This is a genomic window from Streptomyces sp. NPDC004838 (assembly GCF_053600955.1).
In genome coordinates, this window is record NZ_JBSGAW010000059.1 from 1 (window position 1) to 15,824 (window position 15,824).

The 15,824-nt window shown below is 69.2% G+C and carries 10 protein-coding genes and 1 pseudogene; 6 read left to right on the top strand and 5 right to left on the bottom strand.

Going from position 1 to position 15,824, the window contains the following annotated elements; genetic code table 11:
* Window positions 1-36 precede the first annotated feature (36 nt).
* Both ACWEFL_RS35415 and ACWEFL_RS35420 read right to left on the bottom strand, forming a co-directional pair.
* Entirely contained in the window at window positions 37-519 is a 483-nt protein-coding gene (locus tag ACWEFL_RS35415) for a DEAD/DEAH box helicase family protein (RefSeq protein WP_451721094.1), read from the bottom strand.
* Between the two features lie 96 nt (window positions 520-615).
* Entirely contained in the window at window positions 616-828 is a 213-nt protein-coding gene (locus ACWEFL_RS35420) for a DEAD/DEAH box helicase family protein (protein WP_451721112.1), read from the bottom strand.
* Between the two features lie 276 nt (window positions 829-1,104).
* Here ACWEFL_RS35420 and ACWEFL_RS35425 point away from each other — a divergent pair, with 276 nt between their 5' ends.
* From ACWEFL_RS35425 to ACWEFL_RS35450, 6 genes are all read left to right on the top strand, one after another.
* Window positions 1,105-2,400, top strand: a complete 1,296-nt coding sequence (locus ACWEFL_RS35425; protein WP_451721096.1) for a hypothetical protein — start codon at window positions 1,105-1,107, stop codon at window positions 2,398-2,400.
* Window positions 2,397-2,966, top strand: coding sequence for a hypothetical protein (locus ACWEFL_RS35430; protein WP_451721098.1), 570 nt, complete (start codon window positions 2,397-2,399; stop codon window positions 2,964-2,966). The genes ACWEFL_RS35425 and ACWEFL_RS35430 overlap by 4 nt, the downstream gene beginning before the upstream one ends.
* Window positions 2,967-2,968: 2 nt before the next feature.
* Entirely contained in the window at window positions 2,969-3,595 is a 627-nt protein-coding gene (locus tag ACWEFL_RS35435) for a hypothetical protein (protein WP_451721100.1), read from the top strand.
* Entirely contained in the window at window positions 3,592-6,774 is a 3,183-nt protein-coding gene (locus ACWEFL_RS35440; RefSeq protein WP_451721102.1) for a hypothetical protein, read from the top strand. Before ACWEFL_RS35435 ends, ACWEFL_RS35440 begins: the two co-directional genes overlap by 4 nt.
* A gap of 1 nt (window position 6,775) precedes the next feature.
* Entirely contained in the window at window positions 6,776-8,236 is a 1,461-nt protein-coding gene (locus ACWEFL_RS35445) for a Wadjet anti-phage system protein JetD domain-containing protein (RefSeq protein WP_451721104.1), read from the top strand.
* Window positions 8,237-8,357: 121 nt separating this feature from the next.
* Window positions 8,358-8,705, top strand: coding sequence for a hypothetical protein (locus ACWEFL_RS35450; protein WP_451721106.1), 348 nt, complete (start codon window positions 8,358-8,360; stop codon window positions 8,703-8,705).
* A 43-nt stretch (window positions 8,706-8,748) separates the two neighbouring features.
* Here the strand turns inward: ACWEFL_RS35450 and ACWEFL_RS35455 are convergent, their stop codons facing one another.
* From ACWEFL_RS35455 to ACWEFL_RS35465, 3 genes and pseudogenes are all read right to left on the bottom strand, one after another.
* A complete protein-coding gene (locus tag ACWEFL_RS35455; protein ID WP_451721108.1) occupies window positions 8,749-11,163 on the bottom strand; it encodes a Helicase associated domain protein in 2,415 nt (804 codons plus the stop codon).
* A 1,525-nt stretch (window positions 11,164-12,688) separates the two neighbouring features.
* Complete coding sequence (locus ACWEFL_RS35460; RefSeq protein WP_451721110.1) at window positions 12,689-14,512, bottom strand: ATP-dependent nuclease; 1,824 nt, start codon at window positions 14,510-14,512, stop codon at window positions 12,689-12,691.
* A gap of 549 nt (window positions 14,513-15,061) precedes the next feature.
* A pseudogene (locus ACWEFL_RS35465) lies at window positions 15,062-15,625 on the bottom strand (alpha/beta hydrolase); the annotation flags it as partial.
* Window positions 15,626-15,824: the final 199 nt, after the last annotated feature.

Here is a 15,824-nt window from a genome sequence, read left to right on the forward strand (position 1 = left end):
TCAGCCGGCTCGACGGACTCGGCCTCGGTCACGTTCTCACTGGTCATCGATGCATCTTCCTTGATCGGGAGTTACACCGAATGATTTACAGTCCCACAGCACCTCCCACCCCCAGCTCCAGATTGCGGACTGGGCAGCAGGTGCGGTACGGCAATGGGCCGCCCACTTGGCAGTCGGTGGCGGTGACCGGTTCTCGGAGGAACTGGCGGACGTGGTGAAGCCCTGGGTGGTCGGCGCTGTATGGCCAGCCGGGACCGTCGATCTGCGCGCGTCCAGGTCCGGAGGGCGAAGAGGCGGGGCGGTCATGTAGAGGCGGCGCTCCGCGTGGATCCGCTTGGCGTCGTTGACGGCGGCCCACTTTTTGTCGGTGCGGCTGGCGATCCGGTGTGCCTCGTCCATGATCGCCAGGTCGAACGGCGGCACAGCGTACCCGGTCTTCTCGGTTTCCTCGATCTTGTTCAGGGCGTCGTAGGTGCAGATCACCGTCAACGCGGGGATCTGGTCGTCGCCCTGGCCCACCCGACATCAGGCCGCCCAGCGCGTGCGGGTCGATGGTCGACATGGCACGGGCGGCGACCAGGTCGTCGTGGCCGCTCGCGTCGAGGGAGGAGACGATCACCATGTGCTCGCTGTGGCCGTCGCGGCGCCAGGCCAGCACCGTCTGCACCGCCAGGTCAGGGTAGGCACCACGAACAGCACCAGCCGCGCGGCGAGGGCGTCCGCCGTCCCGATGGGTACCAGCGTCTTGCCGGTCCCCGTCGCCGACACGAACAGTCCCCAGCTCCCCGGGCGATGCAGATGCCGCACCAGCCGCTCGACCGCCTCCACCGGGTCAAGGAACAATACGGGAGGACCACGGGAGGACCATCTGAGCGAGGGCGGCAGACTCGACCGGTGTGACCATGGCCGACATCATCACGCAGCCTCTCCATTTTCAGGGGCATTCGGCCGTGTGCTGCAGCGCCTGACGAGCAGAGGGTTTGCGCCATCCGTTGCGTATGCGGGGATATTGGCGATGTGGCAGCAGAAGGCGCCTGTGGCGGATAGGTTCGGTCCCCTAGGAAGAGGGTGCGGGGGCACCCGGCAAGTTCTGGGGGGGGGAGTTTGTCTGCGCAGGAGAGCGGCTTCGAGCAGGGTGATCTGTTCGATGGTGCCGCTGCTGGGGCTCGCGATGGCCGGTTGGACTTCGTGCGGCCGTTTGTTGCGCCGGTGGCATCGACGGCAGGCGCGGTCGCCGACGATCCTGTGTCGTTACAGCTGGCTGAGGCAATTCACGATGCGTTCGGAGATCTTGCCTCCGATCGGGGGCTGACCCGGTCTGAGATCGCGGCAGTGTGTGCTCCGGTGGCCTCGGGCGAGGCGTTCGATGCCCGGTTCCGGGTCTTTGTGGGGCTGGGGATGCTGGAGCAGGCCCGGGGCAAAGCCTACGAGGGGCGCTACGTCTTTAGTCCGACCAGCGGTGCGGCCTTGTTGGTCTTCGAACGGCTGGCGGAAGCCGGCGGGGTCGAGGAGATCATGACCCTGCTGGACCGTACACAGGTCGGTCTGGCACAGGGCTTGCTGAGTGAGGAGCAGTTGGCCAACCGGCTGCGGCGGGTGCGGCGTGACCTGTCCATCACCACCGCGCATCTGCTGCGGCTGGTGCGGTCCAAGCCCATCGAGGAGTTGGTGGGTGAACGCCACCACCACCAGTCCAAGGCCGCTTTGCTGGACCATGCGAGGCAGTTAGTCAAAGCCGTCAGCAGCCGCTTCCCACGGCTGAGAGCGTCGGGGACCCGGTTGATCGATGAGGCGCTTCGCTATTCGGCGGCCGTGGATGAGTTCTCCGACAGGCTGCTGCAACAGGTGTGCGCCCGGCGGGACTTCAGCATGCTGCTGCCGGAACAGTACCTTTCGGCGGCCTTGGGCGCGCCGGTGGACGCCCTGGCGGAGGTCTTTGCTGCCACGGTGTTTGATCCCGCCAGCGTGGAGATCACCGCAGCGCAGGTGCTCGTGGCCGCCGGGGAGCGGCGGCCGCCGGCCCCTCGGCGGCGGCCGGCGCGGCCGGCGCCGCTCCCGCCGGGCCCTGATCCGGTGGAAGCGGCGCGGGAGAAGGCCTTGCTGCTGCGCCGGCGGCGTTCGGCGTCGATGAATTCGCTGGTCAGGGGCGGGCAGGAGGCTGACCTGACGGCGACGCTGGGGGCGTTGCCATGGCGTGCGGCGATTGCCACGGTGGTGGACCTGCTGCAGGCGTCTGCGGACCCGGCGACGCCGTTCTTCGTGGAGATCGGCGAGGAGGTCCTCGTCGATCCGGCTGGGGCGGTCACCTATGCCAGTCCGCTGTCCTTGTACCGGCTGCCGCAGGACGTGTCGGGTGCCGTGGGCGGAGACTCTTCGGCCGTGCAGGAGGGTCCGGCATGAACGAGGATGCCTATCTGCTGGCCCGGGCTCGGGCCGTACGGATCGTGCCGCTGGCGGCAGCAGGTGCGGCCGATGGGCTGTCGGTGCTGCGGCGGGCCGCCGATGATGTGCAGCGGCGCCTTGTCGATGTGGAAGCGGTCGACGGCCCGGCGGTCATGGTGCGGTGGGCGCCGGACGTGGAGCCGGTCAGCGGTGTGGTGGGCGATCCGCTGACGCACCGGGAGGCGGCGCCGTCGCAATTGCTGACGCTGGGAGCCGCTGTGCGTCTGTGCTGGCTCGATCCCGAGCAGGCGTTGTATCCGGGGGGCGCGGTGGCCGAGGAGGACGTGCTGGCGGCCTGCGTTCCGCCGGGGGACGGTCTGCTGCGGGAGGGCATGGCACTGATCGCCCAGACATCGGCGTATCGCAGCGCGCTGCGGGTCCTGCGCGCGTGTGGCTACCTGGCCGCCGACGCCGGGGACGGCATGGTGCGACTGGGGCCGGTGGTGGCTGCGTGGAGCGAGCGGGATGTCGATAAGTTGCGGCGCGGTTACGACCTGCTGCCCTGCCAAGTGGAGGAGGGCTAGGCATGGAAGTGCGGTATCTGGAGGCGCTGTCGGAGCAGCGCCGTGCAGAGGTGCGCGCAGCGGTGTGTGCGGTGGAGACCGCGCGGCTGCCCGTGCCCGCGGCGCGTTTCCGGGCGTTGGCGGAGGTGCCGCTGCGCAGGGTGGTCGAGGAGGTACTCGCCGCTTCGGGCCGGACGCTGCTCGGTGTGGGGGAGGGATTCCTGTCCGGCTACAACGACACGGTCAGAGCGCGGCTGGCCGATGAGGGTGTCGGTGTCCTGCCCCGTGAAGACCGTGCCGTGCTGACCCTGGTGCTGCTGTTCAGCGTCGCCGCCCCCCGCGCCGGCGGCAGCGTACTGCCGCATGCCCTGTGGACCCAGGGGGTGCCGGTGAGCAGGGAGCGGCTGAAGCAGTCCACGGTCCCCGACCGGGTCGTGGATGCCGCGCTGAGCCGTCTCGCCGCAGCCGACCTGGTGCGGACAACCGGTTCGGGGATCGTGCTGGGCAGCCAGTTGCTGCGGCTGACGCCAGCGGCCCAGGCCGACCTGTTCGAGCAGTTGGTGCTGCTGGCCGAGCCGCAGGGAGTCATGGCCGAGTCGATCTGGCGGCGCCGGGCCCACGCCGCCAGCCAGGAAGGACAGAAACGATGAACGACACCTGGCACGAGCGCGGCACCGAAAAGCCGGACGAGGACGAGGACGGGCAGGAGGGACTGCCCGAACTCGTCGAGCACCGCGGCATCGTCGGTGACCGTCATCTGGTGGCGGTCCAGACGTTCGATATCGCCCGACTGACCACCCACGCGGTGCCGGTTGTGCCCGAGACATTCGTCGCCGTGTCCGGGATGGGCCCCAAGGACGACTCCAACGGCTCGGGCAAGACCTCGTTCCTCATCGCGGTCTCGCTGCTGCTGGCCGATCCCCAGTGGCGGTTGGAATCCAACCACGGGCTGTACGCCAGCGGAATCCTGTTCAAGCCCGACGCGGCCGGGGTGGACCGGGCCCAGCAGATTCCAGCCGCCTCGCACGGCTACGTGGTCGGCGTCTTCGCACACGACAGGCCCGACACATCCGGCGGGCGCGACGCAATCGCTGGGGATGGCCCCCTGCAAGGGGCGCTGACGGTGTGGGTGCGCATCGCCGCGTCCGCCCCGTACGTCCAAGCCAACTGGACCGCAGGCATCCACGTGGCCGATGCCGCCACCGATGCCGAGCGGGCGGCGCAGGCAGACACTCTGTGGCAGGAGCTGGGCAGTGCGAGCCGGCTGTCGGCACACCGCATGGCCGACGCCCTCTACGGCAACGTACCGCGGTGCCTGACCTACCTCGACACGCCGCTGCGCCCGGCGGTGCCCTCGCTGCTGAGCCAGCAGATGACCGCGATGGAACCGCACGACATCGGAGAGGCCCTGATCGCCCTGTCCGGTATGTCTCATCTGCTGGAGCAGGAGGCTGCCCGCCGCGGCAAGGCCCTGGAGTACGCTGCGCAGCTGGAGAAGGCGCGCGACGAGCACGCACTGGCCCTGGCGGACGAAGAGACAGTGCTGGAGGGCGTGCGGGCACGTGCTACTGCCCGCACCGCGCTGGAGGAAGGACGTCATGCGTGGCGGCGCTATCTGGCTGCATGCTACCTGCAGGCAGCCCAGGCCGACCGGAAACTGGCAGCGGACCTGGAGGACAAAGAGCAGCAGGTAGTGCAGGCGCAGGAACTGGTCGACAGTGCCGAGGAGAAACTGCGCGAGCTGACGGCGGCCACCGGACTGGCCGCAGCAGCGGCCGCCGCCCGCCAGAAGTGGGTGGACGCCAAGCAGGTCGCCGAGCAGGCCGCCGCACAACGGACATCGGCGGCTACCCGGCGCGACGTCATCCGTCAGAGCATGGCCCCCCTTCGGCCGAGCGCCGGCGTATGGCGGGGAACGCCGGTCGCTGATTCCCGCAGCGCGCTGGAAGCCGCCAGAGACGTGCTGTATGCGGCGCGGCAGCAGAAGGCCAACGCAGACAGCGCCCTATCCCAGGCACAGCGGCTGGAGAAAACAGCCCGGCAGGGACGCAGCGGGGCCGCGGGCCATGCCTTGGACATCCTCGACGGCCACGGCATCAGCGCCGCCGGGCTGATGGACCAGCTGCATCTGGAGGAATCGGCCCGTGCGCAGTGGGAGGCGCGCCTGTGGCCCTGGCGCGACGCCGTGGTGGTGCGGTGCGGGGAGGCAGAACGCGCCCGGGAGATTCTGCGCGGCCTGCCCGGTGCCCAGGTCATCGCCGCTGACCCCGCCGACGGGACGGGCAGCGCCGGGGGTGCCCTGCCCCAGGGGGTGCACAGCGGCAGGGCGCTGGCCGGGTTCTTCGGCACCTTGCAGGAGCGCACGACGGCTCTGGACGACCCGCCCGCGGCCTACGACGCAGGACTGTCGCTGGCGGTCGTCGGCGGCTTCCAGGCTCCGATCGCCGGACGGGACGCCCGCGTGGCCCAAGCCGTCGCGCACCGCCGCCACTGCGAGGACGAGGTGTCTACGGCGACTGAGGGCCTGACCACAGCTGAGTCCGAATTCGAGGTCGCCGAGATCGAGCACAAGGCGGCCGTGGCGGCGCGGGATCTGGCCGCCCTGGAAAAGCAGGCTTCCGCCTTGGACGAAGCGATCGCCGAGGCCGACGACAAAGCCACCGCCGCCCGGGGCACAGAGGAGGGGCTGCACGACGCGTGGGAACAGGCCCAGAACGCACTGACGGCCCACGACCAGGCGGTGACGACCGCGAAACTCACCCGGGACGCGGCAACCAAGACATACAAGGAGCAGGCCAAGGAGCACACAGCGCTGGTCAGAGCCCGTGCCGAGATCTCCTGCCCGCAGTGGCAGCATCTGTGGGGCGCCACCGCCGAGGAGGCAGCAAAACTCCTGGAAGCCGCCACCCCCGGCACACCGGTGCCCCGGCCCGGCCGACTGCGGCGTAACGTCGAGGATCATCTGCGGAACGCGTACGAGCACTATGGCCTGCCGGCCAGCGCTGTGGCCGGTGTTGACAAGGACCTGCTACTGGCGCAACGCCTGCGGGCCGCCTTCGCGGAGGAGGAGGCGTCCGCGCTGCCGCGCACAGGCTTCGACGAGGTGGCCGCTCCCTTGCAGACCCGGCTGAACGGCCACTCCGACAAGGACGCCGTCGAAGCCGCCCGGATCACCTCCGGCCGCTCCTTGCGCGAGGAGGCTTTGGCCAAGCTCACCAATGCGGCGGAGCGCAGAGGGCACACTCTCCAGGCTCTGCAGGACATGATCGAACATCACGTCGAAGGCTTGTTCGCGCAGATCAGCGACGCCTTCAACGCGTTGGACCGGCAGCGGGGCGGTGACGGTGCGCGCCTGGAATACACCAGCGTGCGGCCCGAGGGCGCCAGGCCCTGGCGGTGGCAGGTGACACCGCGCTGGAAACGCTCCCCGCGCGGTGCCTTCGTGCACTACCGGGAGAACGCCAACGGCGCCCAGGTGAAGGTGCATGCCATCCAGCTGGTCCTGGCCGCGGTGCTGGCCGACGCCGAGACCAGGGGCCGGGTGTTGATCCTGGACGAGCTCGGCAACAGCCTGGGCGAGGTCAACCGCAAGGACATGCTCGCCGCGCTGCGGGACGTGGCGCGCCGCCAGCACCTGACCATCCTGGGCACCTGCCAGGACAGTGTGCTGGTGGATGCCGCCGACGTGTGCGACGAACTGCTGTGGTTCGTCCACGCCTCCTCCTCCGACGCCTACAACCAGCCCACCCGTACCTGGGGACACGACTCCGACGGCCAGCGCGTGGAACTGACTGCCGACTGGATCACCGCAGGGCGCTCCCGTGCCTGACATGCCTGAGCCCACCGCGCCCCTCCCCCGCCCCGCCCTGCTGGTCGGAGAAGCCCACGGCCGGCGGGAAGTGCCGCTGCACGGACTTCCCTCCGGAATCATCGCCGTCACCGTGCCCCGCACCCGAAAAGACGCCGACGAGGTCCTCACCCGCGTGCCCGTGGACCGCAAACGGCGCGTCAACCCCGCCGTCGTCGACCTCGTTGCCTCCGACCCGGTTCCCGCCTACGACCCGCCGGCCGGCCTGGCCGACCGCGACCTGGTCAAGGTCCTGACCACCCGGACCCGCAAGCGGTGGGCCACCGTCGAGGCCGACTTCGGCCAGGAGCAGGCATGGCGCACGACCGTGTCGCTCATCCGCTGCGGCGCCGTCATCCTGCGCTGCAAGGTCGTGCAGACCACCGGATTCGCCCCCGACTCCTGGCGGCTGACCCCGTCCTGGGCGTCGCTGAGGGAGGACAAGCTCGCCCAGCTGCGGGGCCACCCCGACCCCTCACGGCTGCACGCCGAACTCCTGCAGGCCATGGCAGGCATCCCCCAGCTGGCGAGCGAACACGCCCTGCTGGCCGCCACCGCCCCGGCCCGCACCCTGCAGGTCCCCGCGGGCAGCACCACCGGAACCGAGGACTGGCGGGTGTACGAGGTGGCCGTCAGGTCCGCTGCGGTGTGGTGGGCCGCCCAGTCCCACCCGCAGCCGATGACCGCCAAGGTCCTAGCAGGAAAGAGCATGCGCGACAGCAAGTACACGTGGACACCGGCTCGCCGGCAGGCGTTCGCCAACCTCATCGGCCGCCCCTTCGACCAGGCGGTGGAAGAGACCGACACCGAGCTGCGCATGCGCGGGCCCCTGCGCTGGCGCGTCGATACCGTCATCGCCGACGCCGCAGCCTGCCGCCCCTGGCTGGGCCTGCCCGCAGGCGGCCTGCGCAGCCTCGGGCTAATCGACTGCTCGGCGGTGGGCGTGCTCCTGGTCGAGAACGAGGACGCCTTCGCGCAGGTGTGCAAACTCCCCGATGTCGCAGACCAGTGGCTGTGCGTGTGGGGCGCCGGCTACGCCACGCACGGCCTGGCCGCATTCCTCAAGGCCACTGCGCCGCTGCCGGTGGCCGCCTGGCAGGACCTGGACGCCCACGGCATCCAGATCATCGCCAACCTCACCGAACGCATCGGCCGGCCCATCACCCCCGTCGGCATGGACGTCGCCCTGTACCGGCAGGGAACGAAGTACCGCCAGAAACCCGAAAAAAGGGAGGCGAACCGCAAACTCGCCGAGCGGCTCGCCGCCAGCGGACCGCTCTCCCTGCGCGCCCTGGCCTCCACAATCGCCGCAAACGGCGGCGACGGTTGCGAACACGAAACGCTCTACCACGAAGTCCTGCCCACCCTGGCGCGCACACTGAACCAGATCGCTGATGGACCCGCGCCGGACGTCCGGCCGCCCAGTACCGACGGCACCGCCTGATCAGCCCCTCCCGAACAACGGGGGAACCTCAGTCACCATCCCGAGTGCTGCCACTGGCACCGCGCGGGCCAGCTTCAGCGAGGGTGCCCAGGCCCTGGCGGGCAACGTCCTCGAGACCGCGATGAAGAGACACGGCAACGCCTGGATCCGGCGTTCCTTCCCCCAGGTGGTCTACCCGCCGAGGGCCGGGCACCACGGCACCATCGGCCGTGCCCTGGACGACTCGGACGGCTGGAGCGAGCTCACACTGCTGCAGTTCAAGCACTACCTGGTGCTGGCGGGCATGCAGAATGCCTTCGGGCCCGGAGCCACGCAGGACACCTTCAACCCCCACCTCGGAGCACACGAGGCCTCGCCCGACACCTACCGTCCGGAGTTCGTTCTGCTGGCAATCCTCCTCGCACACGCCCTGCTGCGTGCGCTGAACCAAGGCCTCGAACAGGCCGACGATGAGGAACGTGCGCCGTAACCGCTCCTTCCTCGTCGTCGGCGCGGGCTTGTCCAGAGCCTGGTCAGGTGAAGGCCGGAACAGGGTTCTCATCGGTCCATTCGCCTTCGAAGAGGGCGGCAACGAGGCGTGCCTGTTCGGCGCCGAGCGCACCCGTGCGCATCTTGGTGCGGGTTTTGGCGAACCAGGGGCCGATCTTGACGGTGTCGCCGTCGACGGTGATCGTCTCGCGGGCGGCGGGGGCGCGGCGTTCGCGGTGGAGGAAGTGTTCGAGGATCTGAACGGTCTGGGCAAAGGTCCGTCGGGTAGCGGGACGGGGGGTGAGAGGGCTGGAGGCGGGGGTAAGGCCGAGGGCGGTGAGGAGACGGTGCTGGCCCGGGACCAGGTTCTTCCAGTCGGTGAGCTGGCGGGCGGCCCAACTACCGAGGTTCGTCCTGCCGACGGTGGTGTCAGGGGTGAGGGGCTGACCAGTTTCGAGATGGCGGCGCAGCAGGTGGTATTTGCGGTGCCAGTCCGGGCCGTAGGGCAGCTGCCAGTCGGGGGCGATGGCGGAGAGGTCGACGGCGCGGGCGGGGTCGAGGCGGCCGTGCGCGGCGTGGTGGCGTTGTTCGGCGAGCCAGGCGCCGAGGGTGGTGGTGGCAGGTGCGGCAAGGTGGCCGTGTACCTGGTGGTACTCGGCGGCCGTGGTGAGGCGGGCGCGCCAGGCGGCCTGGTGTTTGTCCCAGATCATGCCCAGCGCGTCGAGTTCGGCGGTCCACTCGGGTTCGAGGCGGCCGGCCGTCGCGGCGTCGCGCATTGAGGTGATGAAGCGGCCGAGTTCGAAGCCTGCCGGGTCAATGTGGTCGGCAGGGACGTCGAGGTGGTTGTGGGCGTCGTGGAACGCCTGGGCGGAGGCGAAGCCTTCACGTCGGGTGCGGGTCAGCGGGCCGCGGGGGTTGAACGCGATGAGGTCCATGGCGCGGGCGATGCGTTCGGGGTGGAGGGTGTAGTCGAAGTGCCAGCGGTGCTGGATGAGGCGGCTGGTCTCGGTGGTGAGGCGGTTGGTTTTGCTGGGGAGGCGTTCGAGGATGCGGTGGTCGTGGCCGGCGAGGGCGGTGGTGATGGCCCAGACGGGTTCATAGGGGGTGCCGAGGATGTTCTCGGGGTCGTCGCCGGGCGGGATGTAGACGGGGACAATGAGGCTGGCGGTCTTGCCGGAGACGTCCAGGCGCAGGGCGCGGCCGAGTCCTTGGACGCAGCGGGTGATGCTGCTGGTGGGGTCGGCGAAGACGACGGCGTCGACGCTGGGGATGTCGATGCCTTCGGCGATCACTTTGGCGTTGGTGAGGATCGCGCAGGGTGAGGCGGCGAAGCGGGTGAAGATGTCGGTGCGCTGGTCGGGGGTGTGGTCGCCGTGGACGTGGAAGACGTCGGGGTCGAGGCCGGGGAAACAGTCGAGGTCGGCTGTGCGGAGACGGCGCAGGGTGTGGGGCAGTTCGCGGGTGAAGCGGACGGAGTCCTCGACCAAGTGGAAGAAGACCAGGACCCGGCGCATCGAGTGCTTGGCTATGGCGTTCAGGACGGCAAGGTGGAGTGCGGTGGTACGCAGCGCATCCTCGGGTTTCGAGTCCGAGCCTGTGGTTGTGCCAGGGGCGGGAAGGTTGAGCCGGGCGCGGAGCTCGGTGTCGGTGACGGTGGGGACCACGATGCGGTAATCCGCTGCCACGCCGTCGACGATGGCCTGCGCCAGGGGGTACTCGAAGACCTTCTTCCCGTACACGGCCTCGTTGTCCATGCTGTTCGCCGCCGCATCCACAGCAGCCTCGGGTACGGGGCGCGGCTGGCGGCGGGCGGTGTTCGCGGAGTCCGCCAGGTCGGGGGCTGCGAAGCTGCGAGGGGTGGCGGTCATGTAGAGGCGGCGCTCCGCGTGGATCCGTGCAGCGTCGTTGATCACGGCCCACTTCTTGTCCGCTCGGCCGGCGATGCGGTGGGCCTCGTCCATGATCGCCAGGTCGAAGGGGGGCACGGTGTATCGGGTGTGCTGCGTCGCCTCGATCTTGTCGAGTGAGTCGTAGGTGGAGATCACCGTCAGTGCCGGAAGTTGGTCTTCCCTTTCTCCTACGACCGACATGAGCGCGGCCAGCGCCTGAGGGCTGCTGGTGGAACCGACCCGGCGGGCGGCCAGCGCGTCTTGGGCGGCGGTGTCCATCGACGAGACGATCACCATGTGCTCGTGGTGGCCGTCACGGCGCCAGGCGAGCGCGGTCTGCGCGGCCAGATCCAGAGTTGGCACCACGACCAGGGTCAGGCGGGCACCGAGCTCGTCTGCGGCCCGGATCGACACCAGCGTCTTACCCGTCCCGGTCGCGGCCACGTACAGGGCCCGGGTATGCGGGCGCCGCAGATGCCGCACCGCAGCTCGCAAGCCCCGGTCCTGGTCCGGGCGCAGCGTGGGACGGCCGGTGTGGCGGGAGGCGGGCTGCTCGACCGGTGTGACCATGCCCGACATCATCGCCTACCGGCCCCGGCCGGAAGGCGCGATCGGTCCGGTTGGCGATGTGTTCGGCTGTGCGCCGCGACCGTTCGCGGGCACTGCCGACCAGGGCGCTGGCGGAATCGGGGGTCAGCCGGTAGAAGCTCTGAAGGCTGACGGAACGCTTCAGGCGGCCGCCACCATGTACTTCAGATTGCGGGCTTGCCTCGGCCGTTGTGTCAGGTGACCACCGGTCGCAATGGTCTGGGTCGGCGTGTCAAAGCGAATGCATCGGGTATGGAGTGGTCGTGGGAACGAGGCTGACAGCTTGTGTGGCCGCGGGGTAGTCGTCGTGACCGGTACCGTCTCCTTCCTCTTCGTCACCGCCTGGTAGTTGTCCTGGCTGTCCTGGCCGCCGCTGGGGCGGGAAAACTCGCACGGCTCGACGGCGCCACCTATCCTGCCGCCCTCGCCCGTGCCGCCGTCGCGTTCGCTGGCATTCTCACTCTCGCTGCCGCTGTCACCGCCGCGCTCACCACGGTCCTGAAATGAAGACGGCAGCGCCCGGGCCTGCCCGGGAGACTACTGCGGAATCCGGCCTCCCAGGTCCGGAACGGGGACAATAGGCATCCGGGACAGCGCCAGGGAGCAGAGCGCGTGAGTGACGACCAGACACCGAGCGGCACTGCGCTTGCCGAACTGCGACGGCTGCTGTCCGATGCGCTGGCGCATAAGCGGCTGAGCAAAATGCAGATCGCTGCGCGAACGGGGCTGGGCCGGACGACTGTGTGGGAGGCGTTTCGGGACGGCGGGCGGGTGCCGTCGGCGGAAACTGTCGCCGCGCTGGCCCGCTCCTGGGCTTGGCCTCGCAGAAGCTGCTGGATCTGCGGCGCACCGCAGCGGAACAGAGCAGGCAACCGAAGAGCCGCAGGTGTCCGCTGCGGTCCTCGGAACCGCCCCCGCTGGAGACCGGTACGTGGCCAGCCCGGGCCTCCCGCGCTACCGGAATTTTCTCCGCGCGGGAGACCAGGCCAATCACCGTGCCTCCGTACTGCTCCACGGAGATCGCGCGCATGGGGCACCTACCCCCTCTCGCTTCGGAGTACGGCGGACCGGGTCTCCCGCCGGAAACCGGCAACCGTAGGACGACAAAAATGGACCAGCAGGTCCAAAAGTGTGCAGTGTCGGCCCTCGGGCGGACCGCTGCGGACAGGGAAGGGGGCGTGCTTGTGGGGCTTGGTCACCGGTCTTGTGCGGTCCCCCGGCACGCACACGGCCGCCAGTCTGGTGCGCTTGCAGCCCTCCTGCGTCACCGAGTCAATGTCAGTGCCAGGGGGCAAGATAGGCAGTGGGGGAAGGGAGGATGTGGTGTCGCAATCTCGCTCTGCAGGCGCAGAGAAGACCGTTGCACCGGGCGGGTGCCGCTGGTGCGGAATCGAAGCGCGAGGTCACGGCCGACAGTACATTCCCGAGGCTGGCTGGCATGCCTGGGCAGCACCGACGCTCCAGCAACGCAAGGAGCGCATGCTCACACGGCGTGCGCGCAAGAGCGTCAGGCAGCCAATGCCTGGATCTCGCTGAAAACCTTGCGGAGCTGGGAAGGAACCTCGTCCTTGTTCTTCAGCAGGGACACCAAGCCGTACAGCATGTCGGCTTTGCCGTTCGGGCTGGTCTCGCCGGCCCGCTCCTTGATCATGGTCAGAATGCCGGAGCTGAACTTGCCGTCGCGGTGGGCCGCGAAGTCCTGGGCACTCCACGTCTCTCCCTGGGGGCGCGGCCAATGGGTATTGGCGGTCTGGGCCCACAGGTCATCATCGAAGAGTTCTTCGAGCTCGTTGTAGTTCTCGGCCTCGCCTACGTAGGAGATCTGGGTCCGGGGGTCGAGGCCGATCTTGATGAGCCGGTCCTCTTTGAACTGCTTGTTGGTCCGGCTGTCGGCGTCGACCATGAGGTGGACCGTGCGGCCATGTTTGACGAGATAGCCGGCCAGGTGGAGGGCTCCCTCATTGTTTCCGCACGCCCACAGAGCGATTCCTGCCGCCTGCAGGGACAGGCCCTGGGCGAGCCGGAACAGCAGGGGCACGCACTGCTGCTCGGTGGGGCCCTCCACCGCCAGGAAGCACCGCTCGTGCAGCAGCACCGAGTTCCTCAGGCCCACTGCGGCCGCGACCTGGCCGAGATGGAGGTCGATGCCGTTGTGGGTGTCGTCCTTGAGCCGCTCGATCTGTGTGCGGCCGGTGGGGCCGAGCTGGAGATGGACGACGTCGGCGATATCGACGCCGTCGATGAGGTTCATCGAGTGGGTGGCGACCACGACGGCGACATGTGGCAGGGAGCACTGCTTGCGGATGATCTCCATCACCGTGCGCTGGTGGCGGTAGTCGAGATGGGTGTCGGGCTCGTCGTAGATGACGATGGTCTGCGTCGGCTCCTGTTCCGCCAGCTCGCCGTCGCTGGCCAATTCGGCGTTCTCGAGCAGGTTGCTGGTCCACTCCCACACCGCGAGCGCGATACGGCGATTGCTGCCCTGCCCTGAGCGCGACAGGTCGACCGGTTCGCCGTCGGCTTTCGAGACCTCCAGCGGTGCACGCTTGAATCCGCCCTTGAACGAGACTTCGGGCTTGACCTCCACCCCAACGAACTCGCTGCAGTGCCGCCGGATGTGCTGGCACAGAGAGTCGGCTTCCTTCTCAAGCCGCTGAGTGATCTCCGCTTCGATCTCCCGGACCTTGCCCTGCAGGTTCTCGTCCTCCAGGTGCGCCTCGTAGCAGCCGCTCAGTGCGGTGCGCACCGCATCGTTGGGGTGCTCGTCCTTGCCGCCGAAGGGCAGCAGCCGCGGAAGGCGGGCTTCCAGACTCTTCGGCAGCGGGAGCCAGCCCTCCGCTGTCGGCCCCTGGACCGCATACTCCTTCAGCGCGGCCAGGAAGTCGTCCTTGCGCGTGCCTGCCGGACTGAGCCCGTACTCGGCGATCAGCTCTCCGAGAGGGTCCTTGAGCATCTGGTCCAGAAAACGCAGACGGCTGTCGGCCGGCTGATGGCCGAGGTACTCCAGCGAAGCCGGCTGGTTGAGAGGGGAGATACGGCGGATACGCACCGTCTCGGACAGGCTGTGCTCGGCCTGCTCGACGGGGTCGAGCCGGAAGTCGCCTTCCGCCCACGTCTCGGCGCAGCGACGCCCCTTCGTCCCCTCGCTCTGCTCGTAGGTGCGGTCTTCGTCGGTCAGCCGATGCTTGCCGAGGAGGAAGGCCAGAGCGGTCAGGACCGCGCTTTTACCGCCGTCGTTGCGTCCCGCCAGGATCGTGGGACTGCTGACCGGGATGTCCTCGACATGGGCCAGCGAGCGGAAGCCACGGACGGAGAAGCGGGTGAGCTGCACAGTCGGGTTGCTCCGTATCTCCCCGTTCTCTGCGGGACGGGGCGTGTCGTGCGGGTAGCGCGAACGCCTAGGTGATGCATGAGGCCTCGGCGCAGAACGTCATATTAGAGCGTCACATGCAACAGTCGGGCACTTTCGACCAGTTGACGGTTCGATGGTTCGCCACGGACGAGTTCTCGGGCTGCTCCGTATCTGGCTGGTGGCGGAACGATCAAGCTCAAACAGGCTCTCTTGGACCACAGTGCGCGCTGGTCGCTGCGGGGACCATGCCGATCTTCCCGGCGACCCAATGGATGTCCTGGTCTCCACCGTCTCGATGTGCGCGACGCTCGCGGAAACTCCCCACGTCGTTGAACGCCGGACCGATCGGGGCGACGAGTACGCCTGGTCGAATTCAGAGATCCTCATCAGTTGGCCGGTTCCGTCGCGATCGGGGCGGTTGCGCGTCTCCTGGCGGCCACCGCTCATCGAGGAGGCCGGGCCCCGTCCTCGATGAGCGGCACCTGGCCGGCACTGCCTACCGTCCGCCGTCGGCCTGACCGTCCGGCCTCACTTCAGGTGCCGGTCGTAGAACCGGCCCCCGTCCTCCACCTCGAACCACGGGGTGCCCGTGTGTCCGCCCGGATTGGCGTGCAGCGTCTTCTCCTTGCTGCCGAAGGCGTCGAACAGGTCCAGAGCCCGCTGCCGGGGATTCCCCTCGTCGCCCCACTGCAACAGGAACAGCAGCGGAACGGTGACCTGCCGGGCCTCCTCATGCTGGGCGCGGAGCACGTAACCCCCGGCGAAGAAACCGGCGGCCTCGATGCGCGGCTCGACCACCGCGAGGCGGATGCCGACGGCGGCCCACCCCGAGTACCCGACCGGACCGCCGATCCCGGGCAGCGCGAGGAGCGCGTCCAGCGTGGTCCGCCAGTCCGGGACCGCCTTCTCGACCAGCGGGCCGACGACGGACTCGAAGATCTCATCGACCGGCTCCCCGGCCCGCATCGCCCGGCCGAGTTCGGCGCGAGCCTGCTCGTCGGCGGCGGGACGAGGCCGGTCACCGCACCCGGCGGCATCGATGGCGGCCACCGCGTAGCCGAACGCCGCGCTCTGCCGGGCCCGGGTCACCAGCGTGACTCGCGGGGAGCGCCCCGACTGCAATCGGGTGTGCTGTCAGGCGATACGGCCGACCTTCAGGACGATCACGGTGATGGTGTCGCCTTCTGGCTGGTACAATGCGCCAGTCGCCGACGGAGAGCCGCCAGTAGGCGGAACCGCCCAACTGCCGGGCACCCGGCGGGCGGGGCTCCTCGGCCAGGGCGCGCACCAC

Coding starts and splice junctions, on each gene's coding strand:
- ACWEFL_RS35430 (WP_451721098.1), top strand. CDS start 2,397: ATGAACGAGGATGCCTATCTGCTGGCCCGGGCTCGGGCCGTACGGATC.
- ACWEFL_RS35435 (WP_451721100.1), top strand. CDS start 2,969: ATGGAAGTGCGGTATCTGGAGGCGCTGTCGGAGCAGCGCCGTGCAGAG.
- ACWEFL_RS35440 (WP_451721102.1), top strand. CDS start 3,592: ATGAACGACACCTGGCACGAGCGCGGCACCGAAAAGCCGGACGAGGAC.
- ACWEFL_RS35445 (WP_451721104.1), top strand. CDS start 6,776: ATGCCTGAGCCCACCGCGCCCCTCCCCCGCCCCGCCCTGCTGGTCGGA.
- ACWEFL_RS35450 (WP_451721106.1), top strand. CDS start 8,358: ATGAAGAGACACGGCAACGCCTGGATCCGGCGTTCCTTCCCCCAGGTG.
- ACWEFL_RS35455 (WP_451721108.1), bottom strand. CDS start 11,163: ATGGTCACACCGGTCGAGCAGCCCGCCTCCCGCCACACCGGCCGTCCC.